At 68.2% G+C, this 26,997-nt stretch carries 26 protein-coding genes; 14 read left to right on the forward strand and 12 right to left on the reverse strand.

All coding sequences use genetic code 11. The features are described 5' to 3' along the window. Positions 1 to 2 precede the first annotated feature (2 nt). Together ACIRON_RS26480 and ACIRON_RS26485 are read right to left on the reverse strand one after the other, a co-directional pair. Positions 3 to 1,127 (reverse strand): N-acetylglucosamine-6-phosphate deacetylase, encoded by a 1,125-nt coding sequence (locus ACIRON_RS26480; RefSeq protein ID WP_402997109.1) that lies wholly within the window; start codon positions 1,125 to 1,127, stop codon positions 3 to 5. Beyond that, on the reverse strand, positions 1,118 to 2,902 hold the full coding sequence (locus tag ACIRON_RS26485) for a dolichyl-phosphate-mannose--protein mannosyltransferase (protein ID WP_402997112.1): 1,785 nt from the start codon (positions 2,900 to 2,902) through the stop codon (positions 1,118 to 1,120). The genes ACIRON_RS26480 and ACIRON_RS26485 overlap by 10 nt, the downstream gene beginning before the upstream one ends. 33 nt (positions 2,903 to 2,935) lie before the next feature. Here ACIRON_RS26485 and rsmI point away from each other — a divergent pair, with 33 nt between their 5' ends. Beyond that, complete coding sequence (gene rsmI, locus ACIRON_RS26490) at positions 2,936 to 3,778, forward strand: 16S rRNA (cytidine(1402)-2'-O)-methyltransferase (protein WP_402997115.1); 843 nt, start codon at positions 2,936 to 2,938, stop codon at positions 3,776 to 3,778. 101 nt (positions 3,779 to 3,879) lie between these two features. Further along, the gene (locus ACIRON_RS26495; RefSeq protein ID WP_402997118.1) at positions 3,880 to 4,701 is read left to right on the forward strand and encodes a TatD family hydrolase; all 822 of its coding nucleotides are present in this window, start codon (positions 3,880 to 3,882) and stop codon (positions 4,699 to 4,701) included. A 70-nt stretch (positions 4,702 to 4,771) separates the two neighbouring features. On the opposite strand, the gene ACIRON_RS26500 is transcribed toward ACIRON_RS26495, so the two are convergent. Next, positions 4,772 to 7,102, reverse strand: a complete 2,331-nt coding sequence (locus tag ACIRON_RS26500) for an immune inhibitor A domain-containing protein (protein WP_402997120.1) — start codon at positions 7,100 to 7,102, stop codon at positions 4,772 to 4,774. Between the two features lie 480 nt (positions 7,103 to 7,582). Here ACIRON_RS26500 and ACIRON_RS26505 point away from each other — a divergent pair, with 480 nt between their 5' ends. From ACIRON_RS26505 to ACIRON_RS26515, 3 genes are all read left to right on the forward strand, one after another. Next, positions 7,583 to 8,740 carry a ubiquitin-like domain-containing protein gene (locus tag ACIRON_RS26505; RefSeq protein WP_402997125.1) on the forward strand — a complete coding sequence of 386 codons (1,158 nt, stop codon included), beginning with the start codon at positions 7,583 to 7,585 and terminating at the stop codon, positions 8,738 to 8,740. Positions 8,741 to 8,881: 141 nt separating this feature from the next. Next, positions 8,882 to 9,751 (forward strand): 16S rRNA (adenine(1518)-N(6)/adenine(1519)-N(6))-dimethyltransferase RsmA, encoded by an 870-nt coding sequence (gene rsmA / locus ACIRON_RS26510; protein ID WP_402997127.1) that lies wholly within the window; start codon positions 8,882 to 8,884, stop codon positions 9,749 to 9,751. Then, complete coding sequence (locus ACIRON_RS26515) at positions 9,748 to 10,650, forward strand: 4-(cytidine 5'-diphospho)-2-C-methyl-D-erythritol kinase (protein WP_402997129.1); 903 nt, start codon at positions 9,748 to 9,750, stop codon at positions 10,648 to 10,650. Before rsmA ends, ACIRON_RS26515 begins: the two co-directional genes overlap by 4 nt. Before the next feature lie 124 nt (positions 10,651 to 10,774). Here ACIRON_RS26515 and ACIRON_RS26520 read toward each other — a convergent pair whose 3' ends face one another. Together ACIRON_RS26520 and ACIRON_RS26525 are read right to left on the reverse strand one after the other, a co-directional pair. Next, positions 10,775 to 11,587, reverse strand: coding sequence for an IclR family transcriptional regulator (locus ACIRON_RS26520; protein ID WP_091051548.1), 813 nt, complete (start codon positions 11,585 to 11,587; stop codon positions 10,775 to 10,777). Positions 11,588 to 11,805: 218 nt separating this feature from the next. Beyond that, positions 11,806 to 13,068 (reverse strand): TetR/AcrR family transcriptional regulator, encoded by a 1,263-nt coding sequence (locus ACIRON_RS26525; RefSeq protein ID WP_402997132.1) that lies wholly within the window; start codon positions 13,066 to 13,068, stop codon positions 11,806 to 11,808. 107 nt (positions 13,069 to 13,175) lie between these two features. Between ACIRON_RS26525 and ACIRON_RS26530 the strand changes: the two genes are divergently transcribed. After that, positions 13,176 to 14,969, forward strand: coding sequence for an ATP-binding cassette domain-containing protein (locus ACIRON_RS26530; RefSeq protein ID WP_402997135.1), 1,794 nt, complete (start codon positions 13,176 to 13,178; stop codon positions 14,967 to 14,969). 117 nt (positions 14,970 to 15,086) lie between these two features. On the opposite strand, the gene ACIRON_RS26535 is transcribed toward ACIRON_RS26530, so the two are convergent. After that, positions 15,087 to 15,575 carry a MarR family winged helix-turn-helix transcriptional regulator gene (locus tag ACIRON_RS26535; protein WP_091051555.1) on the reverse strand — a complete coding sequence of 163 codons (489 nt, stop codon included), beginning with the start codon at positions 15,573 to 15,575 and terminating at the stop codon, positions 15,087 to 15,089. A 108-nt stretch (positions 15,576 to 15,683) separates the two neighbouring features. Here ACIRON_RS26535 and ACIRON_RS26540 point away from each other — a divergent pair, with 108 nt between their 5' ends. The 4 genes from ACIRON_RS26540 to ACIRON_RS26555 all read left to right on the forward strand — a co-directional run bounded on the left by ACIRON_RS26540 (position 15,684) and on the right by ACIRON_RS26555 (position 17,791). Beyond that, positions 15,684 to 16,481 (forward strand): methyltransferase domain-containing protein, encoded by a 798-nt coding sequence (locus ACIRON_RS26540; protein WP_402997139.1) that lies wholly within the window; start codon positions 15,684 to 15,686, stop codon positions 16,479 to 16,481. Beyond that, positions 16,478 to 16,858: a VOC family protein gene (locus tag ACIRON_RS26545; RefSeq protein ID WP_402997141.1), complete on the forward strand. Its 381-nt coding sequence runs from the start codon at positions 16,478 to 16,480 to the stop codon at positions 16,856 to 16,858. The genes ACIRON_RS26540 and ACIRON_RS26545 overlap by 4 nt, the downstream gene beginning before the upstream one ends. A 149-nt stretch (positions 16,859 to 17,007) precedes the next feature. Continuing rightward, positions 17,008 to 17,274, forward strand: coding sequence for a metal-sensitive transcriptional regulator (locus ACIRON_RS26550; RefSeq protein ID WP_008362591.1), 267 nt, complete (start codon positions 17,008 to 17,010; stop codon positions 17,272 to 17,274). A 49-nt stretch (positions 17,275 to 17,323) separates the two neighbouring features. Beyond that, positions 17,324 to 17,791 carry a hotdog fold domain-containing protein gene (locus tag ACIRON_RS26555; protein ID WP_350829608.1) on the forward strand — a complete coding sequence of 156 codons (468 nt, stop codon included), beginning with the start codon at positions 17,324 to 17,326 and terminating at the stop codon, positions 17,789 to 17,791. 141 nt (positions 17,792 to 17,932) lie between these two features. Here the strand turns inward: ACIRON_RS26555 and ACIRON_RS26560 are convergent, their stop codons facing one another. From ACIRON_RS26560 to ACIRON_RS26575, 4 genes are all read right to left on the reverse strand, one after another. Beyond that, positions 17,933 to 18,847 carry an amino acid ABC transporter permease gene (locus ACIRON_RS26560; RefSeq protein WP_402997145.1) on the reverse strand — a complete coding sequence of 305 codons (915 nt, stop codon included), beginning with the start codon at positions 18,845 to 18,847 and terminating at the stop codon, positions 17,933 to 17,935. After that, positions 18,847 to 19,536 (reverse strand): amino acid ABC transporter permease, encoded by a 690-nt coding sequence (locus ACIRON_RS26565; RefSeq protein ID WP_402997148.1) that lies wholly within the window; start codon positions 19,534 to 19,536, stop codon positions 18,847 to 18,849. The genes ACIRON_RS26560 and ACIRON_RS26565 overlap by 1 nt, the downstream gene beginning before the upstream one ends. A 73-nt stretch (positions 19,537 to 19,609) precedes the next feature. Next, a complete protein-coding gene (locus ACIRON_RS26570) occupies positions 19,610 to 20,428 on the reverse strand; it encodes a glutamate ABC transporter substrate-binding protein (RefSeq protein WP_402997150.1) in 819 nt (272 codons plus the stop codon). A gap of 78 nt (positions 20,429 to 20,506) precedes the next feature. After that, positions 20,507 to 21,283: an amino acid ABC transporter ATP-binding protein gene (locus tag ACIRON_RS26575; protein WP_091051573.1), complete on the reverse strand. Its 777-nt coding sequence runs from the start codon at positions 21,281 to 21,283 to the stop codon at positions 20,507 to 20,509. A gap of 123 nt (positions 21,284 to 21,406) precedes the next feature. Here ACIRON_RS26575 and miaB point away from each other — a divergent pair, with 123 nt between their 5' ends. After that, the gene (miaB, locus tag ACIRON_RS26580) at positions 21,407 to 22,909 is read left to right on the forward strand and encodes a tRNA (N6-isopentenyl adenosine(37)-C2)-methylthiotransferase MiaB (protein WP_402997154.1); all 1,503 of its coding nucleotides are present in this window, start codon (positions 21,407 to 21,409) and stop codon (positions 22,907 to 22,909) included. Positions 22,910 to 23,015: 106 nt separating this feature from the next. Beyond that, entirely contained in the window at positions 23,016 to 23,948 is a 933-nt protein-coding gene (locus ACIRON_RS26585) for a zinc metalloprotease (protein WP_402997157.1), read from the forward strand. An 81-nt stretch (positions 23,949 to 24,029) separates the two neighbouring features. Here ACIRON_RS26585 and ACIRON_RS26590 read toward each other — a convergent pair whose 3' ends face one another. Together ACIRON_RS26590 and ACIRON_RS26595 are read right to left on the reverse strand one after the other, a co-directional pair. After that, the gene (locus tag ACIRON_RS26590) at positions 24,030 to 24,569 is read right to left on the reverse strand and encodes a hypothetical protein (RefSeq protein WP_402997160.1); all 540 of its coding nucleotides are present in this window, start codon (positions 24,567 to 24,569) and stop codon (positions 24,030 to 24,032) included. Positions 24,570 to 24,824: 255 nt separating this feature from the next. Next, positions 24,825 to 25,019: an antitoxin gene (locus tag ACIRON_RS26595; protein WP_160025434.1), complete on the reverse strand. Its 195-nt coding sequence runs from the start codon at positions 25,017 to 25,019 to the stop codon at positions 24,825 to 24,827. Positions 25,020 to 25,138: 119 nt separating this feature from the next. On the opposite strand from ACIRON_RS26595, the gene miaA reads away from it, so the two are divergent. Continuing rightward, positions 25,139 to 26,071 carry a tRNA (adenosine(37)-N6)-dimethylallyltransferase MiaA gene (miaA, locus tag ACIRON_RS26600; protein WP_402997273.1) on the forward strand — a complete coding sequence of 311 codons (933 nt, stop codon included), beginning with the start codon at positions 25,139 to 25,141 and terminating at the stop codon, positions 26,069 to 26,071. Next, a complete protein-coding gene (locus ACIRON_RS26605; RefSeq protein WP_402997163.1) occupies positions 26,068 to 26,997 on the forward strand; it encodes a helix-turn-helix transcriptional regulator in 930 nt (309 codons plus the stop codon). Before miaA ends, ACIRON_RS26605 begins: the two co-directional genes overlap by 4 nt.

A 26,997-nucleotide genomic window follows, 5' to 3' on the forward strand; every position in this document is an offset into this window, starting at 1 on the left:
GCCTACGACGAGATCCAGGCCCCGCCGCGCATCACCCGGGTCGGTTGCAGCGACTCGTCGGTGAGCACGAGGTCGGCACGAGCGCCGGGCTCGAGGCGGCCCGCGTCGAGGCCCACCACCGATGCCGGCCGCAGGCTGGAGGCCTTCATCAGCATGGCCAGGTCGATCCCGGCAGCGGCATGGCGACGGACCTGATCCATGAGCCGCGAGGTTCCGCCGGCGATCGACCCGTTTCCGGTCCCGTCGGCGATCCGCGCGACGCCGGAGCGCACTTCCACGGCCAGCGGGCCGAGCTGGTAGTCGCCGTCGGCCATCCCGGCCGCGGCCATCGCATCCGTGACGAGTACAACCGACCCGGGCACCATCGACATCACCGCCCGGACCGTCTCATCGTCGAGGTGTACGCCGTCAGCGATCAGCTCCACGCAGGCGTCTCCGACCCCGGCAGCCCCCAGGGATCCGAGCACCGGCCCGGGAGATCGATGGTGCGCGGGCGGCATCCCGTTGAACAGGTGCGTGACCAGGCTCCCGGGCCCGGACAGGAAGGCGCGAGCCCGCGAAGCCGATGCGGCGGTGTGCCCGAGTGCGACCACGACCCCGGCCGACGTGAGCACGGAGGCGACCTCGTCGGCCCCGGGGAGCTCGGCTGCCAGCGTCATCACCTTCAGCTGCCCTCGGGCGGCGGCGACGAGCTCACGGGCGAGCCCGGCGTCCGGCGCGAGCAGCAGCTCGGGATCGTGCGCTCCTCGGCAGGAGTGCTCCAGGAACGGCCCCTCCATGTGGATCCCGGCGATCAGCCCGTCCTCCGCAGCGGTGGCCAAGGCGGAGACCACCGACAGCAGCCGGGAGGGCGAGTCGGTCACGGTCGAGGCGAGCAGCGTCGTCGTACCAGCGGCGTGATGCACCCCGGCAGCGACCGCGATCTCCTCCGAGGACGTGGAGTGGAACGAGGCTCCGCCTCCACCATGGTTGTGGATGTCCACCAGGCCCGGCAGCAGGATCCCGGCTGATTCCGGATCAGCGTCACCAGCCGGCCGGAGCCCGGCGATCACGCCGCCCGCGACGCTGACGACCAGGTCGTCGAAGCCACCGGGTCGCGGCACCAGGCCGCGTACGTCTAGATCCATCGCTTGAACCAGATCCTCGTCAGCCATTCCTGCCGGGTGAGCAGCTCATCGGTGTAGATCGGCCAGAACCAGGCGAAGTTGCAGATCACCAGCACCACGAAGATGCCCCCGAAGACCGCACCCCCGACCCGACGACGACTCGCCGGACCACCACCTCCGACCAACGGCGGTGGTCGGTCGAGCAGCTTGCCCAGGCACAGACACAGGCCGAGCACCAGGAACGGCAGCGCGATGATCATGTAGAAGGAGAAGATCGGGCGCCCGGCGTACTGCAGCCACGGCAGCCACGTCGACAGCACGCCGACGACGGCGACGCCGAACCTCCAGTCCCGCGCGGCGACCCACATGAACGCGGAGACGATCAGCGCGATGAACGCTCCCCACCACAGCACCGGGGTGCCCAGCAGCAGCACCTGCCGCAGGCACGTCCCGGCCTCCTCCGGCCCGTCCCTGTCGGGATCCGCCGTCGGCGTCGCCGAGCACATCTCGCCGCGCGACTTCGCGCCGGACAGGATCCCGGTGTCGGCCGCGACCCCGACCGGCCGGTTCAGGACCAGCCAGCCGATCGGATGGGACGCGTAGGTGTGCTCGGCGCACTCCAGGAAGTGGGTGTGGAAGGTGAAGACGTCGCGGTGGTAGTACCACAGCGAGCGCAGCGACTGACTGACCTCGCCGAGGCCGGACGCGTCCGGCTCCGTGGCGGTCGGCCAACGCTTGTCGTTGAGGTTCTCGGGGACGTACGACTTGTTCTCGCAGTGGCCCTCGCCGGTGTAGCGCGTGTACTGCGTCGACGAGAGTGACTCCTCGTAGACGTCCGCGTGGGTCATCCACGGGATCCACGTCATCACGTAGACCGCGAGCGCGACCCCCACCAGGTGCACGAACGCCGTCGGCCCGTCGGCCACACAGGCCCGCAGCCAGGACAGCCGTACGCCGAAGGAACGCCGCATCCCGGCGGACCAGGCCACGTAGAGGAGACCGAAGGCGGCCAGCGGGTAGAGCGCCTCCCACTTGCACCCGATCGCCAGACCCCACACGATGCCCGAGCAGAGCAGCCACGGACGGAACAGCATCTGGCGGACGGGTCCCCAGGCGCCGGGCTCGGCGAGCTGGGTGGGCGCGAGCGCGGAGAACCGCCGTCGGCACCAGTCGCGGTCCATCACCATCAGGTGCACCGCGAGCAGCAGGAAGAAGGCTACGAAGAGATCGAGCAGGGCCAGGCGCGAGAGCACGAACGCGAGCCCGTCGAAGGTGATCAGGATGCCGCCGACGAGACCGAGCAGCATGGACCCGGAGACGCGGCGTACGAACCGGATCGTCAGCATCACCAGCAACGAGCCGACCACGACCGAGGCGATCCGCCAGCCGAACGGGTCCATCCCGAAGAGCTTGATGCCGAGGGCGATGATCCACTTGCCCACGTCCGGATGGACGATCATCGACGGCCCGTCGGCGAACTGCCCGTCGAGGTTGCCCGCCAGGATGTTCTCGTCGGCGCCCTCGATGAAGTTGCGCGCGTAGCCGAACTCGAGCAGCGCCCAGGCGTCCTTGGCGTAGTAGGTCTCGTCGAAGGCGAAGACCTTCGGGGTGCCCAGGTGCCACAGCCGCAGCAGGAACGCGAGCGCGGTGATCCCGATCGTCGCCAACCAGCCGGCGCGAGGCGAACCGCTGATGCGGCGCCGGGCGCGTTCCCAGGCGTTCGGGAGCAGGTGACCCGAGGGGGTGCTTCCCAACCCCTCCATGGGCTCATCGGCCCTGGTCACCGTCGTTGTCACGAAGGCACCTTATAGGCCTGCGACAATATCGGGGTGGTAGATCCAGAGGACGGCGTGCTCATCTTGGCGGCAACCCCGATCGGGCGTGTGGAGGATGCCCCACCCCGTTTGGCTTCGGAGCTGGCCGTCGCGGATGTCATCGCAGCTGAGGACACCCGTCGCCTGCGTCGGCTGACGACCGATCTCGGCGTCGAGATCAAGGGCCGCATCGTCTCCTACTTCGAGGGCAACGAGAGTTCACGTACGCCGACGCTGCTCGCCGATCTCCTCGACGGCAACCGGGTGCTGCTGGTCACCGATGCCGGCATGCCGTCGGTCTCCGACCCCGGCTACCGCCTGGTCGCGGCGGCGGTCGAGAAGGACGTACGCGTCACCGCGGTGCCCGGCCCCTCCGCCGTCCTGACCGCCCTGGCCGTCAGCGGCCTCCCCGTCGACCGGTTCTGCTTCGAGGGCTTCCTGCCCCGCAAGGCCGGCGAGCGCTCGAGGCGTTTGGCGAGCCTGGCCAAGGAGGAGCGCACCATGGTCTTCTTCGAGGCCCCCCACCGCACCGAGGCCGCCCTGGCCGCCATGCGCGACGCCTTCGGCGACGGCCGCGCCGCCGCCGTCTGCCGCGAGCTGACCAAGACCCACGAGGAAGTACGCCGCGGGGGACTGGCCGAGCTCGTCGACTGGGCCGCCGAGGGAGTACGCGGCGAGGTCACCATCGTCGTCACCGGCGCCGACCCGTCCGCCGAGATCGGCAGCGACCCCGAGAGCCTGCGAGCGGCGGTGGCCGACCTACAGGAAGACGGCCTGACGAAAAAGGAAGCCATTGCGGAAGCGGCCAAGCGAGCTGGCGTCCCCAAGCGCGAGGTCTACAACCTGATCCACGCCTAGCCGAGTCGGCGCATCTGCACGGCGAGCGCCAGCGAGCATCGTGCCGATGCGCCGACTCGGCGGGCTCCGAGGAGACAGCACGTGGTCCGTACGATGCTCGTGTGAGCTTTCCACCGCTTCCCGAGCCGCTGCCCGCACCGGTCGTCGACAACCACACCCACCTCGACATCGTCCGCGGCGAGGAGAGCCTCCCGGTCGCGGAGGCGCTGGCGCAGGCGGCGGCGGTGGGGGTGACCAGGGTGGTGCAGATCGGCTGCGACCTGCCCGGCGCGCGCTGGGCGGTCGAGGCGGCCCAGACGTACGACAACATGGTCGCCGGGGTGGCGCTCCATCCCAACGACGCTCCTCGCCAGCCCGATCTCGAGGCCGCGCTCGACGAGATCGAGAAGCTGGCCGGCGCGCACGACAAGGTGCGCGTGGTGGGGGAGACCGGGATGGACTTCTTCCGCACCGACGAGGAGGGCCGCGAGACCCAGGCCTACTCGTTCCGGCGCCACATCGACATCGCCAAGCGCCTCGACAAGACCCTGATGATCCACGACCGCGACGCCCACGACGCGGTGCTCGAGGTGATCGACAGCGTCGGCCCGCCGGAGCGCTGGGTGATGCACTGCTTCTCCGGTGATCCCGAGTTCGCCCGCCAGTGCCTCGACCGGGGCGCGTACCTCTCCTTCGCCGGCACCGTGACGTTCAAGAACGCGCAATACCTGCGCGACGCCCTCGCGATCACTCCGCAGGACCGCATCCTGGTCGAGACCGACGCCCCGTTCCTGACGCCCCACCCGCACCGAGGCGCGATCAACTCCAGCTACATGATCCCGGCGACGATGCGGGTGATGGCCGAAGTACGCGGCGACGACCTCGAGGCGCTCTGCAATGCCGTCAACGCCAACACCGAGACCGCCTTCGGCGGCACCTGGTGAACGACTGAGCACCAACACGGGAAGGGCCCGAGGCGATCGCCTCGGGCCCTTTCTCGTTGCTGGGATCAGGTCAGGAGACGCTGATCTTCATCGTGCCCTTGCGCTCGTCGGAGGAGAGCACCTGGATCTTCACGCCGCTACCGGCGGTCTTGGTGGAGTGCGCCGGGTTGGTCGCATCCCAGTAGGCCGTCTCGGAGCTGTCGTAGAAGGTCGGCACGCTCTTGCGCCGCGGCACGTCGAGGACGTTGTTCGGCGCACCGGCGACCTCGTTCTCGAGGTGGAGGCGGTCGGTACGGTCGACGTCGAAGGTCGAGTCGTAGCCCTGGATCCGGTTGCGCGACAGGGTGCCGTTCGACCACTTCTGGACGCCGGAGGTGGAGTCGACGACCAGCGCCTGGCCACCACCGGGGTGCTCGGAGGTGTTGTTGTCGCCGTAGGCGCCGTTCTGGTACCAGACCAGCAGGCCGTCCTGGTAGGCGTAGTGGTCCACCTTGTCAGGCGCGGTGACCCCGTAGCCGAAGTTGTACGGACCCTCGGCCAGCGTCTTGTCGTAGCCCTTGTACTGCCGGTTCTCGGCGATGTAGAAGCGCGGGTACGTCGAGGTGTAGGTGCCGTCGGTGATGCCCATGTACTCCTTGACGGTCCAGTCCGCGAAGGACGAGAAGTCCGTCGTGTAGGCCGAGCCGACCGAGAGGTCGTCGATGGCGAAGCCGTAGTAGGCGACGCCGCCGTCGTTCGCGGTGCGGAAGCGGAGCTTCACGCTCTGACCGGCGTACGCCGAGAGGTCGGCGGTCAGGTCGACGTACTCGGTCGGGTCGTGGTCGGCGCAGTTGCCCTCACAGGTGCTGTCCGAGGTGCCGTGGATGCCGTTGTTGTACTCGGCCGAGGACAGGTTCGTCGCCAGCGGGGTCGACCAGGTGGTGCCGCCGTCGGTGGAGGCCTCCAGGAAGGTGAAGTCGTACTCCGCCTCGAGGTCGTACTTCACCTTCGCCGAGAGCGTGCCACCGTCGGGCACCGTGATCGACGGGCTGACTGCGGTAGCCGTGCGGTCGTCGCCCTTGCCGGAGTAGAGGAACGACTTGCCGGACGTGCCGGAGCCGACGTCGTGGGTGGTCTCGCCGTCGGGGAGGTTGACCACGAGCGCCTGCGGCGTCTTGTTGCCGGTGTCGTGGAAGCTCGGCCCAAGCGTCAGCTTCTTCTTGTCGCCGGCGTCGACCGTGTCGTAGTTGAGCCAGCCGAGGAAGAGCTTCTCGGGAGCGCCCATGTGGTTCGGGGTGGTGCCGATGGTGCCGTCACCGTGACCGAGCCACGAACCCGAGCTCATCAGGGTCCAGAAGCCGGTGCCGTTCTCGCCGCCGGCGGTGTCGTAGAAGTCCGGCAGACCGAGGTCGTGGCCGAACTCGTGGGCGAAGACGCCCAGGCCGCCGTTCTCGGGCTCAGTGGTGTAGTCGCGGATCCAGATGTCGGTGTTACCGATCTTGACGCCGCCGGCCTTCGGGAAGTCGGCCGGGCCGTCGGAACCGGACGCGTTGGCGGCCCAGCGGTGCGACCAGATGGTCCACGGGTCGGCGCCGGCCTCCTCCCCTTCGCCGGAGTGGATCGCCTGGAAGTGGTCGATGTAGCCGTCGGCCTCGTTGAAGTTGCCGTCGCCATCGAGGTCGTAGCGGTCCCAGATGTCGTAGTCCTGGAGGTACGCGGTGATCTCGGCGTCAGTCTTGCCCGCCGCCTTCTGCGCGTCGTACCAGGCGTTGGCGCTGTCCTGGACGTAGTTCTTCATCGCGGTGGCGGTCTCGTCGCCGGTCGCGCTCTGGTAGTAGGACTCCGCGTGCGGAAGGGTCACCCAGTCGCTGACGTCACCCTGGAGGTCGAAGCGGCCGCTCGACATCTCCTTGTAGACGTTGTGGAACGACTCCTTGCCCTTCTTCTGGTTGAAGAACATGTCCATGTAGTGCTCGCGGGCGAAGTCCTCCTCCCAGTAGGTGGAGTTGTCGTCCTCGGCGGGCGGGGCGATCTCGTTGTGGAGCGGGCCCGAGGTGTTCTCGGGGAAGGCGGGGTTGCCGCCCTCGCCGAACTCGACCAGGAAGCTCAGCAGCTGGGACTTCTCGGTGGGCTCGTGCTCCACCCAGTGGGTGTTCTTGCCCGAGCCCATCTTGACGACCTGGCTGCCGTTCTTGGTGACCGTCTGCTTCTCGCCCGTGGCAACCGCGGTGGCGGCGTTGGTCTTGAGCTCGCGGCGCTTGGTGTTGAGCGCGTCGGGCTTGTCGTCGACCTTCTGCTTGACGGCCGCCGCAGCAGGGGTCCCCTCGGTCTCGACGGCGATCGCCGACGAGTGAGTGAGAACCACTGGCGTCACGCCTGCGACCGCGAGTGCGGCCAGCGCGCTGATAACGCGTCTGTTCATCGTTCCTCCGGAGTCTGGTGACATCGCGCACATCTGCCTTACCCGAGAACTGACCGGCACGACGGGCCATCACGACACAGATGGCTTCGGAGTACAACACCAAGCAACGCAGTTACCTGTAAAGGATTTGTCGCCTATTGGCCAGCGGGCACGATATTTCGTGGCGGGATTACGACATGCGCGGTGATCAACCCGCTTGACCAGCGATTTCGACGTGTTGAATCGCACACCTGTTATTCACTGCGACAGGTATTGACAGCGCTCCCTGGCCATCATTTGATGCCGAGATTGCATGCTTGTAATTGCCTGCTGATCGGTCAGGGGACTTGCATTTAACCGACCGCATTTGTTCCGCTGTCCGGCGAGATAGCCGGGATCGGGACAGATCCGGACGGTGTTGGGGGTGGGCCTCAGCGCGTAGATCACCAGATCTCGCAACACCGTTCGCCCGTGCCCGGGGACACCGAACATCGGAGCATCGTGCCCCCCAGCAGCACCAACTCGTGGTTCCGCAACATCGCTTCAACCCGACGCCGTAAGGCCGTTCTGGTCGGCGGACTCGCCGCCGCAGTGGTCGCCGCAGGCGGCGCAGCGTACGGGGTCAAGACCGCCCAGACCGATGTCATCGTCTCGGTCGACGGCAAGGCCAAGGACGTCAGCGTCAACGCCGACACGGTCGGTGAGGTCCTCGAGGCCGAAGGCATCGAGATCGGCGACCGCGACGCGGTCGCCCCATCGCTCGACACCGAGGTCGAGGACGGCAGCGCGATCAGCGTCCGCTACGCCCGTCAGCTGAGCCTCGAGGTCGACGGCAAGTCCCAGGACCACTGGGTCACCGCGACCACCGTCGGCGGCGCGCTCGCCGAGCTCGGCCGTGAGTACGACCGAGCCGAGCTCTCGACCAGCCGTGGCGCCTACATCGGCCGCGACGGGATGTCGCTCGACGTCATCACGCCGAAGGCCGTCAAGGTCGCGCTGGCGGGGAAGAAGACCAAGAAGGTCAGCGTGACCGCGCTGACCGTGGGCGATGCGCTCAAGGACCTCGGTGTCGAGCTCGAGCCTCGGGACCAGGTCTCCCCGGCCTCCGACAAGGCTCTGAGGACCGGTCAGAAGATCGTCTTCACCGACTTCTCCGCCAAGAACCGGAAGGTCGCCCGCGAGGCGGTCGAGGCTCCGGTCAAGGAGATCGAGGACTCCTCGATGGCCAAGGGCGAGACCGAGGTCGTCGAGGAAGGCTCCGACGGAGTCCGTTCGGTGACCTACCGCATCTTCTACAAGAACGGCGAGGCCGTCTCCCGCAAGGTCCTCGAGCAGAACGTCATCGAGAAGGCCGAGACCCGGGTGGTCAAGGTCGGCACCAAGGAGGAGGCCCCCGCGGCCAACTTCGCCGGCGGCAACACCGTCTGGGACCAGCTCGCGCAGTGTGAGTCCGGTGGCAACTGGGCGATCAACACCGGCAACGGCTACTACGGCGGGCTGCAGTTCAACGTGCAGACCTGGCAGGCCTACGGCGGCTCCGGCCTCCCGAGCGAGAACAGCCGCGAGACCCAGATCGCGATCGCGACCAAGGTCCGCGACGCCAACGGTGGCTACGGCTCCTGGCCGGCCTGCTCGCAGAGCCTCGGCCTGCCGCAGTAACCGCGACCCGGCGCATCTGTCCCGGAATCCGGGCTCGAGTCGGCGCGTCTGTCCCAGCAACGTGGGACAGACGCGCCGACTCGGCGTTGTGGGGCGGGACAGATGCGCCGACTCAGTGGTGTGGGGCCTACGCTGTGTGACATGACCGGCCGCACTCCGACGCGCATGTTGGGGCCCGCGGAGGTCCGGGCGCTCGCAGCCGAGCTCGACCTGCGCCCCACCAAGCAGCGTGGGCAGAACTTCGTCATCGACGCCAACACCGTGCGCCGGATCGTGCGCGAGTCCGGTGTCGGCGCCGACGACGTCGTGGTCGAGGTCGGCCCCGGCCTCGGGTCGCTCACCCTCGCCATCCTGGAGACCGGCGCGACGGTGACCGCGATCGAGATCGACGAGGTCTTGGCGCAGCGGCTGCCGAGAACCATCCAGGAGTACGCCCCCGACCAGGCCGACGCGTTCAGCCTGCTCCGCGCCGACGCCCTACGGGTCGACTCCGTCCCCGGTCCGCCGCCGACGGCGCTGGTCGCCAACCTGCCCTACAACGTCTCCGTGCCGGTCCTGCTGCACCTGATGTCCCTGCTGCCCTCGCTGCGCCACGGGCTGGTGATGGTGCAGGCCGAGGTCGCCGACCGGCTGGCCGCCAAGCCCGGCTCCAAGGTCTACGGCGTCCCGTCGGTCAAGGCCGCCTGGTACGCCGAGGTGCGCCGCGCCGGTGCGATCGGCCGCAACGTCTTCTGGCCGGCGCCGAACGTCGACTCCGGGCTCGTCTACTGGCGTCACCGCGAGCCGCCGTCGACGACGGTCTCGCGCGAAGAGGTCTTCGCGGTCATCGACGCCGCCTTCGCGCAACGTCGCAAGGCGCTGCGCGGCGTACTCAAGCCTCTGGCCGGCTCTGCCGACGCCGCCGAGAAGGCGCTGGTGGCGGCCGGGATCGACCCGCTCGCGCGGGGCGAGGCGCTGACCATCGCGGACTTCGTACGCATCACCGAATCGCTTCAAAGGGTTCCCTCATGACGATCACCGTCCGCGCCGCCGCGAAGTTCAACCTCCACCTCGGCGTGGGTCCGGTCCGTGAGGACGGGTTCCACCCGCTGGCGACCGTCTACCAGGCGATCGGGCTCTACGACGACGTCACCGTGAGCGAGGCCGCCGAGTGGCAGGTCACGCTCACCGCGGAGGACCACATCGCGCTGGCGGAGGTCCCGGCCGGTGACGACAACATCGTCGTGCGCGCAGGCAAGGCGCTCGCCGCTCACCACGGCATCGACAAGGCCGCGAAGGTCGCGATCCACAAGGGCATCCCGGTCGCCGGCGGACTCGCCGGCGGGTCCGCCGACGCCGCCGCGACGCTCGTCGCCCTGGACCGGCTGTGGTCGCTGGAGACGCCCGACGAGGATCTGCTGAGCCTGGCGGGGCAGCTTGGCTCCGACGTACCATTCGCGCTCATCGGTGCCACCGCCATCGGCGGCGGCCGTGGCGAGATCGTCGAGCCGGTCACCGACAACGGCGCCTGGTGGTGGGTCGCGGTCGGCAACGAGCAGGGACTGTCGACGCCGTCGGTCTACCGCGCCTTCGACGAGCACGCCGGGACCGGGGTCGGCGACCCGCAGGTGCCCGAGAGCCTGCTCATGGCGCTGGAGAAGGGTGATGCGGAGCTGCTCGCCGAAGCGCTCACCAACGACCTGCAGGCGCCGGCCCTGGCGCTACGTCCCGACCTCGCCCAGACCTTCGCGGACGGCGCCGAGGCAGGCGCCCTGGCCGTGCAGCTCTCCGGTTCGGGCCCGACGGTCCTGATGCTCTGCCGCGACGCCGCACATGCCCGTGAGGTCGCCGGAGCGATGCAGGCCAAGGCGTACGACCGCGTCTGGACCGCCCCGGGCCCGGTCGCCGGTGCCCACCTGGTCACCTACTGACCCACCCCGCCGAGACGTCACCCCGGTCGGTCGAGACGTCAGGTACGTCGGTCGAGACGTCAGCGCATGACTTCTCGACCGACGAAACCGACGCCTCGGCCGACGTACGTGACGTCTCGTCGGGTCAGGCGGCGCTGGAGACGACCTCGTCGGAGATCGCTGCGGCGGCACGGCGCAGGTGGCGGGTGATGCTGGCCGCGTTGAAGCCGGCGGCACCGCCGGAGACGGAGACGGCGGCGATCGCACGGCCCTCGATCATGATCGGGACCGCGGCGCAGACGATGCCGAGCTGGGCCTCCTCGCGGTCGAAGGCGATGCGCTCGCTGTTGGCGCGGCGGAGCTCGGCGAGGAACTTCGCCGGGTCGCCGTGCGAGTGGCGGGTGCGCCGCACCAGACCGGACTCGAGCACGGCCGCGATGTGGTTGCGGTCGCTGAACGAGAGGATCGCCTTGCCGAGCGCGGAGCAGGCGGCGGGAGCTCGCCCGCCGACGTACGTGTCCGGCTGGATGCCACCGCGACCGGTGATCTTCTCCAGGATGACGATGTCGGTGCCTTCGAGGATGGCGAGGTGCACGGTCTTGCCGGTCGCCACGTAGAGCTCGGCCAGATGCGGCATCGCGGTCTCGCGGATGCCCTGCGGGCGGCAGATCTGGACCGCGTTGCCGAGCTCGAAGAGCCGCCGGCCGAGTACGTAGTGGCGGCCGATGCGCTCGACGTACCCGCTCTGCTCGAGGTGACGCAGGAGGCGGAAGGCGGTCGACTTGGGAAGGCCCGCGGTGCGAGCGATCTCGCTGACACCGAGCTTCGGGCCGGCTCCGAGAAATGCCTCCAGGATCTGGAGGGCCTTCGTCGCAGACGGGGTCGCCGAAGAGGTCGTCCTCGGGGCACCTTCATGGTCGTGCTGACTAGCCAGGGTGGGGATAGCAGTGACGCTCATGGGGGGATCTCCTTAATGAGACGGAGGCACCACGAAGGGGGGATCTGGGGCCTCCAACTCTCTGTGACAGCAGTCACTGTAACGATCGTTCCGGAGGTTGTGGAGCAAATGTTGGATAAATCTCATTCCTGACCTGCGGAAATAGATGACACGGCATACAGTTCGATGCGTTTCCGCCCGTTAGCGCCGTAAACCTTCTGTGGACCTACGGTAGTAGGTCAGTGGCTGATCTGTGTATGAAACGGCGTCGCCGTCACCAGTCGCGCCAGCAGGTCCGAGGTCGTGGCCGGTGGCATGTCGGCGCTGTCGAGCGCCTCGGCAAAGAGAAGTCCGTCTGCGATCACGAGCACCAGCGCCGCCATCTCGTCGGCGTGCGCGGGCCCGTCGTCGCCGAGCGCTCCGCGGAACCATCCGGCGAAGTCGTCTCGCGACTGGCGGCGTACGGCAAGGAACCGGTCGCGGCCGGGAAGCGGCTCGGGCCGCGTCGGGAGCACCAGCATCAGGCCGATCCGCAGGAACGGGGGCAGCCGGTGCAGGCTGGCCACCAGCGGCCTCAGCAACAGGGGGAGATCAGTGGGGCAGTCGCCGTCCGCGCTCGGCGGCTGCCACGAGGACTGGGCGCTGCTCCAGGCGCGGTAGGAGTCGTCCACCGCGGCCGAGAACAGGTCGTCCTTGTTCGCGAAGTGCCAGTAGACCGAGGAGGCTGGCAGCTCCGCCGCCGCACAGATCCGGCTGATCGAGGCGCCCTCGTAGCCGCTCTCCGCGGCTACCTCCAGCGCTGCTGCGACGAGCTTTTCGCGGCTGCTGCTCCTGCCCTCGTACGTCACCGGCGGCAGGTCCACGGGCTCCGGGACGGCCGCCGGGTCCTGCTTCCGGAGATGGTCCGCGACCTCGGCCAGCCCATCGGCGAGACGTCGCCGGAGCGGCTCGAGGTCGGCCTGCTCGTCGGTCTGGGCGTGGACGAAGAGACCGTCGTGCGCGGCGAGCGTCAGCCGCGCGAGGGTCTCGATGTGCGGGGCCGGAAGGTCGACCGCCTCGGACCACCACCGCTCGAACTCGGCCATCGTCTGGGTGCGGATCTGGAGGAAGCGCTCGCGCGGACCGTCGCCGACCGTCGGGCCGGACTCGAGGGCGAGCATCAGGCCCATCCGCCACCAGTCGGCCTTGGCGCCGTGGGTGTCCGACGTCGTACGCCGCAGGTTGGCCAGCAGCCCTTTGCGCAGGTCGTTGTCGATCGGTGCCGGCTCCCACCGCGGGGCGACGTGGTGCCAGCGGGTGTAGCCGTGCTCGAGCGCCTCGGCGAGGAGCTGGTCCTTGTTGGAGAAGTGCCAGTAGAGGGAGGACGGCGGGAGGCCAGTCGCGCGGCGGACCTGCGCCATCGTCGTGCCGACATAGCCGCGCTCGGCGGCCAGCCGCAGCGCTGCTTCGAGGATCATCTGACGCGAGCCATGGGTGTGCTCGCGGAGCGTCTTCTCGGCCATTGCACCGAGTCTAAGCAGGTCAGCGGGTCTTCGTCCGCCCGGCGTGCCGCTGGATGGCCGCCGCGATGCGGCCTGCCTCACCGCCCTCGGGGACAATGGGAGGCGATATGGCGAACCTCCTCAACCTCGAGCACGTCTCCAAGGCGTACGGCATCCGGCCCCTCCTCGACGACGTCTCCCTCGGCATCAACGCCGGCGACCGGGTCGGCATCGTCGGCCGCAACGGCGACGGGAAGACGACGCTCCTGCAGGTGATGACCGGTCTCGAGGAGCCTGACTCCGGCCGCGTCTCGCGCCAGCGGGGCCTGCTCGTCGGGTTCCTGCACCAGGGTGACCAGCTGGTCGACTCCCACAGCGTCCGCGAGGCGGTGCTCGGCGGGCGGTCCGACCACGAGTGGGCCGGCGTCCCGGCGCTGCGGGAGATCGTGGAGCAGCTCCTGGCCGGGATCGACCTCGACCGGGCGGTGATGGGGCTGTCCGGTGGTGAGCGTCGGCGCTGTGCCCTGGCCGAGCTGCTGCTCGGGGAGCACGACCTGATCGTCCTCGACGAGCCGACCAACCACCTCGACGTCGAGGCCGTGGCCTGGCTCGCCGCACACCTGGCCGCGCGCTCGTCCGCTCTCGTCGTGGTCACCCACGACCGCTGGTTCCTCGACGCGGTGTGCCAGTTCACCTGGGAGGTCCACGACGGTCAGGTCGACGCCTACGAGGGTGGCTACGCCGCCTTCGTGCTCGCCAAGGCCGAGCGGTCCCGTCAGGCCGCCGCCACCGAGGTACGCCGCCAGAACCTGGTCCGCAAAGAGCTGGCCTGGCTGCGCCGCGGCGCCCCGGCGCGTACCTCCAAGCCGAAGTTCCGCATCGACGCCGCCAACCAGCTCATCGAGGACGTACCTCCGCCGCGCGACCGCTTCGAGCTGCAGAAGTTCGCCGCCCAGCGGCTCGGCAAGGACGTCATCGACGTCGAGGACGTCGACCTGTTCCGCGGGGAGCGGCAGCTGCTGTCGCACGCGACCTGGCGCATCGGTCCGGGGGACCGGATCGGCATCGTCGGCGTCAACGGCGCCGGCAAGACCTCGGTGCTCTCGCTCCTGGACGGCTCCCTCCCGCCTGCGGTGGGGAAGGTACGCCACGGCCGCACCATCGCTCTCCAGCACCTGACCCAGCAGCTCGACGACCTCGATCCGGAGGCACGGGTCCTCCCGACCGTCGAGTCGATCAAGCGGGTCACCAAGACGACCGACGGCCAGGAGCTCTCGGCGACCTCGATGCTGGAGCGCTTCGGTTTCACCGGCGACAAGCTGGTCACCCGCATCGGCGACCTCTCCGGCGGCGAGCGCCGCCGCTTCCAGCTGCTGCGCCTGCTGCTGACCGAGCCCAACGTACTGCTGCTCGACGAGCCGACCAACGACCTCGACATCGAGACCCTCAACGTCCTCGAGGACTTCCTCGACGCCTGGCCCGGCACCCTGATCGTCGTCTCCCACGACCGCTACTTCCTCGAGCGGGTCACCGACTCCGTCTGGGCCCTTCTCGGCGACGGCCAGATCTCCATGCTCCCGCGCGGTGTCGACGAGTATCTCGAGCGCCGCCTCCCCATCCCGGCCGAGACGTCAGCCCCGCAGGCCGAGGCGTCGCTCGCGTCGGCCGAGACGGCAGCGCCCGGCCCGTCGAAGGCCAAGCCCGGCTCCGCCGACGAGCGGGCGGCGAAGAAGATCATCGCCAGGATCGACAAGCAGCTCGAGCGGATCGGCGAGCAGCAGCAGAAGCTCGAGCTCGCGATGGCCGAGTCGGTCAACGACTACACCCGGCTCGCCGAGCTCAGCGCAGAGCTGGATCAGCTCGCCGCGGAGAAGGACGACCTCGAGCTCGAGTGGCTCGAAGCCGCCGAAGTCCTGGAGTAGCGTCCAGCGCGCCGAGTCGGCGCAAACTGACGAGATCAACCGCCGAGTCGGCGCGTCATGACGCGCCGACTCGGCGGGGTTTTCGGTCAAGATGAGCCGACTCGGCGCGGTTGTTGGTCAGGATGAGAAGGGGACCAGCAGACGGCGCAGCAGATCGGTGAGGTGACTCTGCTGGTCGTCGGAGAGGCTGTCTAGGAACTCCCGCTCGGCCGCGAGCAGGGCCTCGAAGGCGCTGTCGACGGTCGCCTTGCCGTCGGGCGTGAGCCGAACGAGGACACCGCGGCGGTCCGCCGGATCCGGCAGTCGCTCGACCAGTCCGCGGGAGGCGAGCCGGTCGACGCGGTTGGTCATGGTCCCGCTGGTCACCAGGGTCTCGCGCAGCAGTCTGCCGGGGGAGAGCTCGTAGGGGTCGCCCGCTCGGCGCAGGGCGGCGAGCACGTCGAACTCCCACGACTCGATCCCGGAGCCGGAGAACGCGTCGCGTCGAGCGAGGTCGAGGTGACGCGAGAGGCGGGAGAGACGCGAGAAGATCTCGACGGGCCCCAGGTCCAGGTCTGGCCGCTCGTGTGCCCAGGCCTCGCTCAGGTCGTCGACTTCGTCGCGCATGGCGAGAGCCTAGCCCAAACTCGCCTCATCGAGAATCTTGACATCGAGACAAGTCGGCGAGACGATCTGGATATCTTGACATCAAGAGAAATCGAGAGGACGTACGCCATGACCGCATGGGATCCCGAGCGCTATCTGACCTACTCCGACGAGCGGGGCCGTCCCTTCGTCGATCTCCTTCGCCGGATCGACGCGGATCGTCCGAAGACGGTGGTCGACCTCGGCTGCGGTCCCGGCAACCTGACCGCCCTCGCGGCCGGCCGCTGGCCGGAGGCCAGTGTCGTCGGACTCGACTCCAGCGCGCCGATGATCGACAAGGCACGCGCGACCATCGACGGCGTGGACTTCGCGGTGGCGGACCTGCGCGACTGGGCCGACTCGGTGGTGCCGGGATCGGTCGACGTACTCCTCTCCAACGCCACCCTCCAGTGGGTCCCCGGCCACCTGGACCTGCTCCCGTTGCTCGCCGGCGCGGTCGGGGAGGGTGGCTGGTTCGCCTTCCAGGTCCCGGGCAACTTCGACGAGCCCAGCCACAGGCTCCGCGAGGAGCTGGCCGCCGAGGAGCCCTACGCCGAGCACACCCGCCACCTCGAGGCGCCCGGGTCGCACGACCCGGCCGACTACTACGACGTGCTGGTGCGGGAGGGCTTCGAGGTCGATGCCTGGGAGACGACGTACCTCCACGTGCTGACCGGGGAGGACCCGGTCTTCACCTGGATCGCCGGAACGAGCCTCCGCCCCAATGCCGCCGCCCTGGAGAAGGCCGGTCTCTTCGAGCCCTTCGCCGAGGAGCTCAAGAACCGTCTGGCACAGGCCTATCCCGTACGAAACGATTCGGTAGGAAACAGTTTCGTCCTGCTCCCGTTCCGCCGAGTCTTCGTGGTCGCCCGCAGACTGGAGGCATGATGCGCATCCATCACGTACAGGTCGGTATGCCCGCCGGCCACGAGGACGAGGCCCGGACCTTCTACGCCGACGGCCTCGGGCTGTCCGAGGTGCCGAAGCCGGCCGAGCTGGCCAAGCGCGGTGGCGCCTGGTTCCGCTCGCCGGGCGGCGCGGAGATCCACCTCGGCGTCGAGGACCCGCACCGACCGCAGGCCAAGGCCCATCCTGCTCTGGCGGTGGAGACCGAGGCAGACCTCGAGAGCATGGGCGCGAGGTTGGCGAGCCTGGGCTTCGATGTCGACTGGAGCCAGCGCCACAACGCCGACGGATTCCAGCGCTTCCATGTCCGCGATCCGTTCGGCAACCGCGTCGAGATCGTCTGGCAGACGGGCAACTAGCACGAAGTTCGGTCTTGTGTGGGCGAAAACTGGAATCAACCAAAAAGAACCGTAACGCCCACTGGTCTGGACCGTTGTCCCCCGGGGGATACAACAACGAGCCAGGAATGATGCCAGAAACGATGGAAGGCAAGACTTTGACTGACGACGTGACCGTCCCCCAGCCTCGGGACGCGGAGACGACGAGCGTGGTCAATCGAGTCCGCCGGGCTCAGGGCCAGCTCGGCGGCGTGCTCCGCATGATCGAAGACGGCCGCGAGCTCGCCGATGTGGTCGGCCAGCTCAAGGCAGTGACCAGGGCCCTCGACAAGGCGGCCTTCGCGCTGCTCTCCAACGAGCTGCGCCGCGCGCACGCCGACGGAGATCGCCCGGAGCAGATCGAGGAGCTCGAGAAGGTCTTCCTCTCCCTCTCCTGATCTCGGGCCAGGAGAGGGGAGGAGGTTACCCTCGGGTAACCTGACTGCCATGAGCCAGCTCTACGACCTCTGGAAGTCCTTCAACCGTGTCCCCGTTGTAGGCAAGAGAGCATTCTCGGTCGCATTCGCGAAGAAGGCGCCCTACTTCGGGTCCATCCACCCGCTGGTCAACCAGCTGCGACCCAACTACGCCGAGGTCATCGTCCCGAACCGCAAGGGCAACCACAACCACATCGGCACCGTTCACGCCATCGCGCTGTGCAACGGTCTCGAGATGGCGATGGGTGCCCTTGCGGAGGTCACCATCCCGCGCGACAAGCGCTGGATCCCCAAGGGGATGACCGTCTCCTACACGGCCAAGGCCTCCACCGACATCACCTGCATCGCGGAGACCGACCAGGAGCAGTGGGACACCGCCGACGGTGACCTCGCGGTGCGCGTCAAGGGCATCCGCGAGGACGGCACGGTGGCCATCGAGGGCACGATCAACCTCTGGGTGACTCCGAAGAAGAAGTAAGGGCTGGTAGACGACTGAGCGAGGTCGAGCGGCGAGCTTGCTCGTCCGCTCGGGCCGAGCGAGGGAGTCAGCTCGCGAAGCGAGCACGCAACGGCCCGCTGCCCCGAGGAGGGGCAGCGGGCCGTTGGTATGTCCGGATTCTCAGGCGCCGGGCCCGGCGCCACCGACGTTGGCGGCGTTCGCCTTCTGAACGAGCTCGGCCTCGGCGGCGACCGGGTCGATCGCGCCGGCGTGACCGACCGGTGCCGCAGTGCGTGCCACACGCCGGGTGCGTGCTTCGGCGTAGTTCGCAGCGAGGCCGAGAAGCGTGTTGAGCGCGATGTAGATCAGCGCGACCACGATGGCCGCGGGAATCAGGTTGTCGTAGTTGCCCTCGATCTTGTTGATCTGATTGAGCAGTTCGTTGTAGGCGAGGATGTAGCCGAGCGCGGTGTCCTTGAGCAGCACCACGAGCTGAGCGATGATCGCCGGCAGCATCGAGCGCACGGCCTGCGGAAGCAGGATGGCACGCATCACCTGACCGGGCGAGAGCCCGATCGCGACACCGGCCTCCGACTGCCCTTTCGGTAGAGCGCCGACACCCGCGCGGATCACCTCGGCCAGCACCGAGCCGTTGTAGAGCATGAGGCCGAGGACGACCGCCCAGAAGACGCTGGTCTCGAGCCCGAGCGGCTGCTGCATGAAGTAGATGAACATCATCAGCAGCAGCATCGGGATGGCACGGAAGAACTCCACGATCACACCGCTGGGGACGCTGATGATCCGGCTCCGCGAGAGGCGGCCGACTGCTAGGACGAACCCGAAGGTGAGCGCGAGCACCGCACCGACGGCGAAAGCGCTCAGGGTGCCGATGAGACCGGGGATGAGGAAGTTCTCCCAGACCGGCGCCTCGAGGAATGGCTTCCACTTCTCGGCGTCCCACTGCCCGGTTTCGTCGAACTTGGAGTAGACGAACCAGGCCACCCAGGCCAGGACCAGGAGGGCGATGGCCGAGTAGATCCAGTTGAGCGCCTTGCCGCGGGGGCCGGGGGCGTCGTACAGAACTGAGGCGCTCATTATCGGATCACCGCGAATCGCTTGGCGGCCCAGCCGGCGATGAAGCCGATGGGCAGGGTCAGGATCATGAAGCCCACCGCGAAGATGATGAAGATCAGCAGGATCTGGTCGGAGTTGCGCTCCATCAGCGACTTCATCTGCCCTGACGCCTCGTTGACCATGGTGGCGGTGGTGACACCGATGGTGACGGCGACGGTCGTGTTCTTGGTCATCGCGATCAGTACGCTGGCGAGCGGGTTGATCACCGACCTCAACGCCTGGGGAAGGACGATCAGGCGAAGGTTCTGGGTGAAGGTCAGCCCGATCGCGCGCGCCGCCTCGGCCTGTCCGAGCGGCACCGTGTTGATGCCCGAGCGCAGCACCTCACACACGAAGGTCGAGGTGTAGACGCTGAGCGCGAGGACGGCCAGCCAGAAGTTGTTGCGGTAGATCAGGTCCTCGTCGAAGCTGAGGCCGAGCTGATAGCTCAGTCCGAAGAGCGTGAAGAACATGACCAGGGTCAGCGGAGTGTTGCGGAACGTGTAGACGACGGCCGAGCCGATCCAGCGCAGCACGGGAACCGGTGAGACCCGGAACGTCGCGAGCACCACGCCGAGCAGCAGCGAGAAGATGCCGCTGAAGAAGGCGAGTCTCAAGGTCAGCCCGAACGAGGTCAGGATGGCTGACCCGCTCTCGGAGATGAGGTCCATTGGTCCTTCCAAATTTCTTGCGCTGGACGCGGCGACGGGGCAGGGGAGCAGACTCCCCTGCCCCGCGGGTGCCTCAGTAGCGGTCGACGGCCGGCGGCTCCGGCAGCGCGTAGCCGGACTCACCGAGGTTGTCGTTGAACGCCTCTTCCCAGGCGCCGTCCTCGAAGGACTGCTCGATCAGGTCGTTGATCTTGTCGCGGTCCTCGCTGCCCTTGGGCAGGCCGACGCCGTAGTTCTCCTCCGAGAAGGGAGCGCCGACGATCTTGAACTTGCCCGGCGACTGCTGGGCGTAGCCCGCCAGGATGATGTCGTCGGTGGTCATGGCGTCGAGCTGGCCGCCCTCGATCGCGGTGACGCACTTGCTGTAGGTGTCGAACTCCTGCAGCTGGACGCCCTTGGAGTACTCGTCCTTGACCTTCTGGGCCGAGGTCGAGCCGGTCACCGAGCAGAGCTTCTTGCCGTCGAGCGACTCGGGGCCGGTGATGTCGGTGTTGTCGGCGGCGACCAAGAGGTCCTGGCCGGCGATGTAGTACGGGCCGGCGAAGTCGACCTCGGCCTTGCGCTCGTCGGTGATCGAGTACGTCGCCAGGATCATGTCGACGGTGCCGTCCTTGAGGAACGTCTCGCGGTTGGCGGAGACGGCCTCGACCCACTCGATCTGGTCGTCGTCGTAGCCGAGGCCCTCGGCGATGTACTCGGCCATGTCGACGTCGAAGCCGGAGTAGTCACCGTCGGCCTCCTTGAACCCGAGGCCCGGCTGGTCGAACTTGATGCCGATCTTGATCTTGTCGCCGCCGGCGTCGGAGCCGGTGTCGTCGTTGCCACCACAGGCAGCGAGCGAGCCGGCGAGCGCGAGGACGCCCGCGACCGCGGCGATCTTCTGGAACTTCATCGAATCCACCTTCTGGAATGAGTGTTGAGTGTCATGCGGGGGTCTGCGAGCCGACGGCTCACCCGAGAGACGTACGTTTCAGTGCTTGAGGATCTTGCCGAGGAAGTCCTTGGCGCGCTCGGACTGCGGGTTGTCGAAGAACTCGGCCGGGGTGTTGGACTCGACGATCTGGCCGTCGGCCATGAAGACGACACGGTCGGCGGCGACGCGAGCGAACCCCATCTCGTGGGTGACCACGATCATGGTCATGCCCTCCTTGGCGAGGCTGACCATCACGTCGAGCACCTCCTTGACCATCTCCGGGTCGAGGGCGGAGGTGGGCTCGTCGAAGAGCATCACCTGCGGCTTCATCGCCAGCGCCCGGGCGATCGCGACGCGCTGCTGCTGACCGCCGGAGAGCTGGGCCGGGTATTTCGCGGCCTGGGCGCCCACGCCGACGCGGTCGAGCAGCTTCTTGGCCTCGGCCTCAGCCTCGGACTTCTTCAGCTTGCGCACCTTCATCGGGCCCAGCGTCACGTTCTGCAGGATCGTCTTGTGGGCGAAGAGGTTGAAGCTCTGGAAGACCATCCCGACCTCGGCCCGCAGCTTGGCCAGGCCCTTGCCCTCGGCGGGCAGCTCCTTGCCGTCGAGCGTGATCGTCCCCGAGTCGATCGTCTCCAGTCGGTTGATCGTGCGGCAGAGGGTCGACTTCCCCGAACCCGAGGGCCCGATCACCACGACGACCTCGCCACGCTTGATCTCCATGTTGATGTCCTGGAGCACGTGCAGGTCGCCGTAGTGCTTGTCGACGTGGTCAAGAACCACCAGGGCGTCGCCCGAGGGTGCGCTGGCGGGTTCGGTGTCAAGCACGGTCATGCCGCAGACCTAACCACATCCTGCATTGCACATCCATGAATTGGTCCCCGGTATCGGTTACAAGCGGATAACTGGTCGGGATTTCCTGCCGTTGCACCTGATCGCCGTACTCTTGAGGACGCTATGACCGTGTCCACCGCCTCGAGCTCCGCATCGGCCCGTACGTACGAAGTCCGCACCTACGGCTGCCAGATGAACGTCCACGACTCCGAGCGCCTCTCGGGTCTGCTCGAGGATGCCGGCTACCTGAAGGCGACCGAGGGCACCCAGGCCGACGTGGTCGTGTTCAACACGTGCGCGGTCCGGGAGAACGCCGACAACAAGCTCTACGGCAACCTCTCCCACCTGGCCCCGATCAAGGAGGCCAACCCGGACCTCCAGATCGCCGTCGGCGGCTGCCTCGCGCAGAAGGACCGGGCGACGATCACGAAGAAGGCGCCGTACGTCGACGTGGTGTTCGGGACGCACAACATCGGCTCGCTCCCGGTGCTGCTCGAGCGGGCCCGGGTGCAGGAGGAGGCCCAGGTCGAGATCCTGGAGTCCCTCGAGGTCTTCCCGTCCACGCTGCCGACCAAGCGCGAGTCTGCCTACGCCGCCTGGGTGTCGGTGAGCGTGGGCTGCAACAACACCTGCACGTTCTGCATCGTCCCGAGCCTGAGGGGCAAGGAGAAGGACCGGCGCCCGGGCGAGATCCTCGCCGAGATCGAGGCGCTGGTCGCCGAGGGCGTCACCGAGGTCACCCTGCTGGGCCAGAACGTCAACGCCTACGGTGTGGAGTTCGGCGACCGGCAGGCCTTCTCGAAGCTGCTGCGCGCCTGCGGCGAGATCGAGGGCCTGGAGCGGGTCCGGTTCACCAGCCCGCACCCGGCTGAGTTCACCGACGACGTCATCGAGGCGATGGCAGAGACGCCCAACGTGATGCCGTCGCTGCACATGCCGCTGCAGTCCGGCTCCGACCGGGTGCTGAAGGCGATGCGCCGCTCCTACCGGTCGACCAAGTTCCTCGGCATCATCGAGCGCGTCCGGGCGGCGATCCCGCACGCGGCGATCACGACCGACATCATCGTCGGCTTCCCGGGGGAGACCGAGGAGGACTTCCAGGGCACCCTGGACGTGGTCCGCGAGTCGCGTTTCTCCTCCGCCTTCACGTTCCAGTACTCCAAGCGTCCGGGCACGCCGGCCGCCGATCTCCCCGACCAGATCTCGCCCGAGGTGGTCAAGGACCGCTACGGCCGGCTCGTCGACCTCGTCAACGAGATCGCCTACGAGGAGAACAAGAAGAACGTCGGACGTACGCTCGAGCTGATGGTCGCCGAGGGGGAGGGCCGCAAGGACTCCGAGACCCACCGGCTCTCCGGTCGCGCTCCCGACAACCGGCTGGTGCACTTCAACGTCGCCGGCGCCGAGGGCGTACGCCCTGGCGACATGGTCAAGGTCGAGATCACCTACGCGGCCCCGCACCACCTGGTCGCCGACAACCCTGTGCTCGAGGTACGCCGCACCCGTTCCGGCGACGCCTGGGAGGCGCGTCAGGGCCGTCCCGAGCCCGAGGCCGCTTCGGTCGGGCTCGGCATGCCGTCGGTCGGCGTACCCGCTCCGCTGCCGGCCGCCCCCGCCTGCGGCTGATCCTGCGGCACTCGGTTGCGCGAACAGCAAATTCTCCGTAACGCCGTTCCGCCCGGGGGTATTTCTGCTCTAGCCTGAGGCAACTTGTCTCAGGAAGGGATACCCAATGTCGATTCCCAAGCTGGCCGGCAGAGCAGTCGCGATGAGCGCGCTCGGAGTTCTCGTGGCATCAGGTCTGGCAGCCGCGGCGCCCGCATCCGCGATGCAGGCGGCCGCAGGAGGCGATGCCTGCTTCGACCCGCACGACGTCGGAGCCGCCCGCGTCGCCGAAGGCACCAAGCAGGTCCGTGACACGAACCACCTGACCGCGAAGCAGGCAGACGCCAAGGAGAAGGCGCTCAGCTCCGCTCTGGCCACGCAGGGGAAGAAGAGCGGCAACGCCACCCTCGGCCCGACGACGATCCCGACCTACATCCACGTCATCCAGGAGAACGCCACCACCGGCGCCGTCCCGCAGGCGAACATCGACGCCCAGATCGACGTGCTCAACGCGGCGTACGCCGGCACGCCGTTCTCCTTCGAGGTGGCCGGCCAGGAGACCACGATCAACCCGGCCTGGTATCCGATCATCTCCGGTTCGACCGGGGAGCGGGACATGAAGGCATCCCTGCGTCAGGGCGGTGACAACGCGCTCAACGTCTACATCGGCGAGATCGACGACGGTCTGCTCGGCTGGGCGACCTTCCCGACCAAGAACATCGGGTCGCAGGACGGTGTGGTCATCCTCGGCGAGTCGCTGCCGGGCGGCTCGGCGGCGCCGTACGACGAGGGCGACACGGCCACCCACGAGGTCGGCCACTGGCTGCACCTCTACCACACCTTCCAGGGTGGCTGCCGTGGCAAGGGTGACCAGGTCGCCGACACCCCGGCCGAGGCCGAGCCGGCCTTCGGCTGTCCGGAGGGTTCCGACACCTGCACCGCTCCGGGTCTCGACCCGATCCACAACTTCATGGACTACACCGAGGACGCGTGCATGGACGAGTTCACGCCGGGTCAGGTGCAGCGCATGATCGACGGTTGGGTGGCGTACCGGGCCTGATCTGATCTGATCTGAGAAAGCACCGAGCGCCGGGTCCCTCGCGGGACCCGGCGCTCGATCTGTGTGATCAGCGGAGCTGGATCAGTACTGCGACTGGCCCTGCTCGCCGCCGAAGCCGCCCTCGTTGGACTGCTCGCCGCCGCCGAAGCCACCCTCGTTCGAGCCCTGGTCGGAGCCGTAGGACGAGCCCTCGGACTGCTCGTTGCCGCCGAAGCCGCCCTCGTTGGAGGACTCCGAGCCGTAGGAGGAGCCCTCGTCGGAGTCCTGGCCGCCGCCGTAGGAGGAACCCTCGTTGGCCTGCTCGCCACCCTCGGAGCCGTAGGAGCTGCCCTCGTTGGACTGCTCGCCGTAGGAGGAACCGCCCTCGTTCGAGCCCTCGTTCGAGCCCTCGTCGGAGCCGTAGGAGGAACCCTCGGACTGCTCGCCGCCGCCGAAGCCACCCTCGTTGGAGGACTCCGAGCCGTAGCCGCCCTCGCTCTGGCCGCCGTCCTGGCCGCCGAAGCCACCCTCGTTGGACGACTCCGAGCCGTAGGAGGAGCCCTCGTTGGACTCCTGGCCGCCGAAGCCGCCCTCCTGGCCGTAGTTCTGCTGCTCGTCGCTGTTGCCGTAGTTCTCAGACATATTGGTCCACACTTCCGAGTAGTTGTGATTGGACCGGAATCGGACGTGTCACGTCCGCCCCCCGGCTGCCTCATTCGGTGAAGCACGAGAATGAGACGGTCTAGACCGTTCCACGTGACGGCACATGTCGCAACAGATTCGTAACAGTGTTTCGCAAAACGCCACGTAAAGATTCAGCTGGGTGTAGCGGACGTAAACGCGAGGCGGGGAGCAACCCGCTCTGGGTTGCTCCCCGCCTCGAAGACTGTGGATGGCTCAGTTGCCGCCGTCCAGCTTCTCCGCCTCGTTCTTGGCGGTCTCGACGCCCTGGTCGATCTGGTCGCTGAACTTGCCGCCGGTCTTCTCGTCGGCGAACTCGCCGGCCTTGTCCAGGCCCTCGCCGACCTTGTCGGCGCCGATCTTGTCGATGCCCTGCTGGGCGAGGTCCTTAGCCTTGTCCAAGAAGCTCATGCTTCCCCCTCTTGATCGGTGGCTCCCCGTTTGAGCCAACTTGCGGCCAGACTAACTGCATGGAGTACGACAGCAACAGGGGGACACGCGGCCCTGATGGGTCATCCGGGCTACGTGAACTGGGATCTTTTGCCCTGTCCGTCACCCCTATCGTGGCCGTTGTCGGAGCCACCGCGGCAGGAAAGACGTCGCTCTCCCTCGACCTCGCCGGGACACTCGGCGGCGAGGTCATCAACACCGACGCGATGCAGGTCTACCGCGGTATGGACATCGGGACGGCGAAACTGCCGGTCGCCGAGCGACGCGGGATCCCGCACCACCTCCTCGACCTCCTCGACATCGCCGAACCTGCCTCCGTCGCCGACTTCCAGACGCTGGCGCGCGAGGAGATCGCGACGCTTCGCAACGAAGGGAAGACCCCCGTGCTGGTCGGCGGCAGCGCCCTCTACACGCGAGCGATCCTGGACCGGTTCGAGTTCCCGGGGACCTCGAACGAGGTGCGGGAGCGTCTGGAGAAGGAGCTCGAAACCGCAGGTGAGAAGGCACTTCACGACCGTCTGCGAGCTCTGGACCCGGTCGCGGCCGAGCGGATCGAGATCGACAACGGTCGCCGCGTCGTACGCGCCCTGGAGGTCATCGAGCTGACCGGCGAGCCGTTCAGCGCACGGCTGCCCGAGCAGGTCTACCACGACCCCGCCTCCATCCAGATCGGCGTCGACATCTCCCGGGAGGCACTGGACGTACGCATCCGGCAGCGCGTCTCGGAGATGTTCGAGTCCGGCTTCGTCGACGAGGTGGCCCGGCTCCTGGAGGCCGGCCTGGGGCGGTCGCGGACCGCGTCGAAGGCCATCGGCTACAAGGAGGTCGCTGCCTACCTCGCGGGGGAGACGACGCTGGAGGAGGCCATGGAGCGGACGGCGATCAAGACCCGCCAGTTCGCACGACGGCAGGATGCCTGGTTCCGCAAGGATCCGCGGGTCGTGTGGGTCTCGTACGACGATCCGGCCCGTCTCGAGAAGGCGGTCGCAGCGGTGCGGGCGGTGACAGGGTGAGCGGGAACGAGCGTGACCGGCTGCGGGAGCTGCTGGACGCGGTGCTCGACGGTGCCGACGACGGAGAGCCGCGCACGCTGGCGCAGATGGCCGGCGACGCCTACACCTCGCCCTATCACTTCAACCGGCTGCTCTCCCGGGGTGCGGGCGAGCCGCCGGTCGCGATGCGGCGCCGGGTGATGCTGGAGCGGGCCGCGTGGCAGCTGCGGCAAGGTGGCACGGTGACCGATGCCGCCTGGGCGGCCGGGTACGAGTCCATGGAGGGGTTCTCGCGGGCCTATGCGAAGGCCTTCGGGCACCCGCCGAGCACCGCCGCGGTCAGCCACTGGCTGCCGGCCCCGAACGGGATCCACTTCCATCCGCCGGAGTCGCTGTGGGTCGACTCCCAGGAGCGGGTGCTCTCGCCGCTGACCGAGCAGCTCGTCATGCACGACCTCGACGACACCAGAGCCCTGCTCGACCTCGCCAAGGGCCTGCCCGCGGAGGTGCTCACCGAGGTGCGGCTGGCCGGCCACGAGGTGCTGGAGTGGGACGGTCCGGAGGAGTCGATCACGCAGGTCCTGGAGGCGACGGTGTGGGCCAAGGAGTGCTGGGTCGCCTCCATCGAGGGACTCTCCATGCCGGTCCGGAGCCGTGCCGACGCAGGTGTCGCGCTCGTCGAGCGGCACGAGGCCGTGGCCGCGCGATGGTTGGCGGTCGTGCGTGACATCGAGCGGCGCGGTGCCTGGGAGGACCGGCTCATCGACGCCCTGTGCGAGCCGCCGGAGAGCTTCCAGATCGGGTCGGTGGTCGCCCACGTCCTGACGTACGCAGCCCATCGGCGCCTGCTGGTCCGGATGATGCTCCGGATGGCCGGTGTCGAGGTCGACCGGGGCGACCCGATCGAGTGGCTGCGCGCCCGCCGGGGCGAGGTACCGACGGTCTGA

Source organism: Nocardioides sp. NPDC101246 (assembly GCF_044767415.1).
Classification (GTDB): domain Bacteria; phylum Actinomycetota; class Actinomycetes; order Propionibacteriales; family Nocardioidaceae; genus Nocardioides.

Coding starts and splice junctions, on each gene's coding strand:
- ACIRON_RS26480 (WP_402997109.1), bottom strand. CDS start 1,127: ATGGATCTAGACGTACGCGGCCTGGTGCCGCGACCCGGTGGCTTCGAC.
- ACIRON_RS26500 (WP_402997120.1), bottom strand. CDS start 7,102: ATGAACAGACGCGTTATCAGCGCGCTGGCCGCACTCGCGGTCGCAGGC.
- rsmA (WP_402997127.1), top strand. CDS start 8,882: ATGACCGGCCGCACTCCGACGCGCATGTTGGGGCCCGCGGAGGTCCGG.
- ACIRON_RS26515 (WP_402997129.1), top strand. CDS start 9,748: ATGACGATCACCGTCCGCGCCGCCGCGAAGTTCAACCTCCACCTCGGC.
- ACIRON_RS26520 (WP_091051548.1), bottom strand. CDS start 11,587: ATGAGCGTCACTGCTATCCCCACCCTGGCTAGTCAGCACGACCATGAA.
- ACIRON_RS26525 (WP_402997132.1), bottom strand. CDS start 13,068: ATGGCCGAGAAGACGCTCCGCGAGCACACCCATGGCTCGCGTCAGATG.
- ACIRON_RS26530 (WP_402997135.1), top strand. CDS start 13,176: ATGGCGAACCTCCTCAACCTCGAGCACGTCTCCAAGGCGTACGGCATC.
- ACIRON_RS26535 (WP_091051555.1), bottom strand. CDS start 15,575: ATGCGCGACGAAGTCGACGACCTGAGCGAGGCCTGGGCACACGAGCGG.
- ACIRON_RS26540 (WP_402997139.1), top strand. CDS start 15,684: ATGACCGCATGGGATCCCGAGCGCTATCTGACCTACTCCGACGAGCGG.
- ACIRON_RS26545 (WP_402997141.1), top strand. CDS start 16,478: ATGATGCGCATCCATCACGTACAGGTCGGTATGCCCGCCGGCCACGAG.
- ACIRON_RS26555 (WP_350829608.1), top strand. CDS start 17,324: ATGAGCCAGCTCTACGACCTCTGGAAGTCCTTCAACCGTGTCCCCGTT.
- ACIRON_RS26560 (WP_402997145.1), bottom strand. CDS start 18,847: ATGAGCGCCTCAGTTCTGTACGACGCCCCCGGCCCCCGCGGCAAGGCG.
- ACIRON_RS26565 (WP_402997148.1), bottom strand. CDS start 19,536: ATGGACCTCATCTCCGAGAGCGGGTCAGCCATCCTGACCTCGTTCGGG.
- ACIRON_RS26570 (WP_402997150.1), bottom strand. CDS start 20,428: ATGAAGTTCCAGAAGATCGCCGCGGTCGCGGGCGTCCTCGCGCTCGCC.
- ACIRON_RS26575 (WP_091051573.1), bottom strand. CDS start 21,283: ATGACCGTGCTTGACACCGAACCCGCCAGCGCACCCTCGGGCGACGCC.
- miaB (WP_402997154.1), top strand. CDS start 21,407: ATGACCGTGTCCACCGCCTCGAGCTCCGCATCGGCCCGTACGTACGAA.
- ACIRON_RS26585 (WP_402997157.1), top strand. CDS start 23,016: ATGTCGATTCCCAAGCTGGCCGGCAGAGCAGTCGCGATGAGCGCGCTC.
- ACIRON_RS26590 (WP_402997160.1), bottom strand. CDS start 24,569: ATGTCTGAGAACTACGGCAACAGCGACGAGCAGCAGAACTACGGCCAG.
- ACIRON_RS26595 (WP_160025434.1), bottom strand. CDS start 25,019: ATGAGCTTCTTGGACAAGGCTAAGGACCTCGCCCAGCAGGGCATCGAC.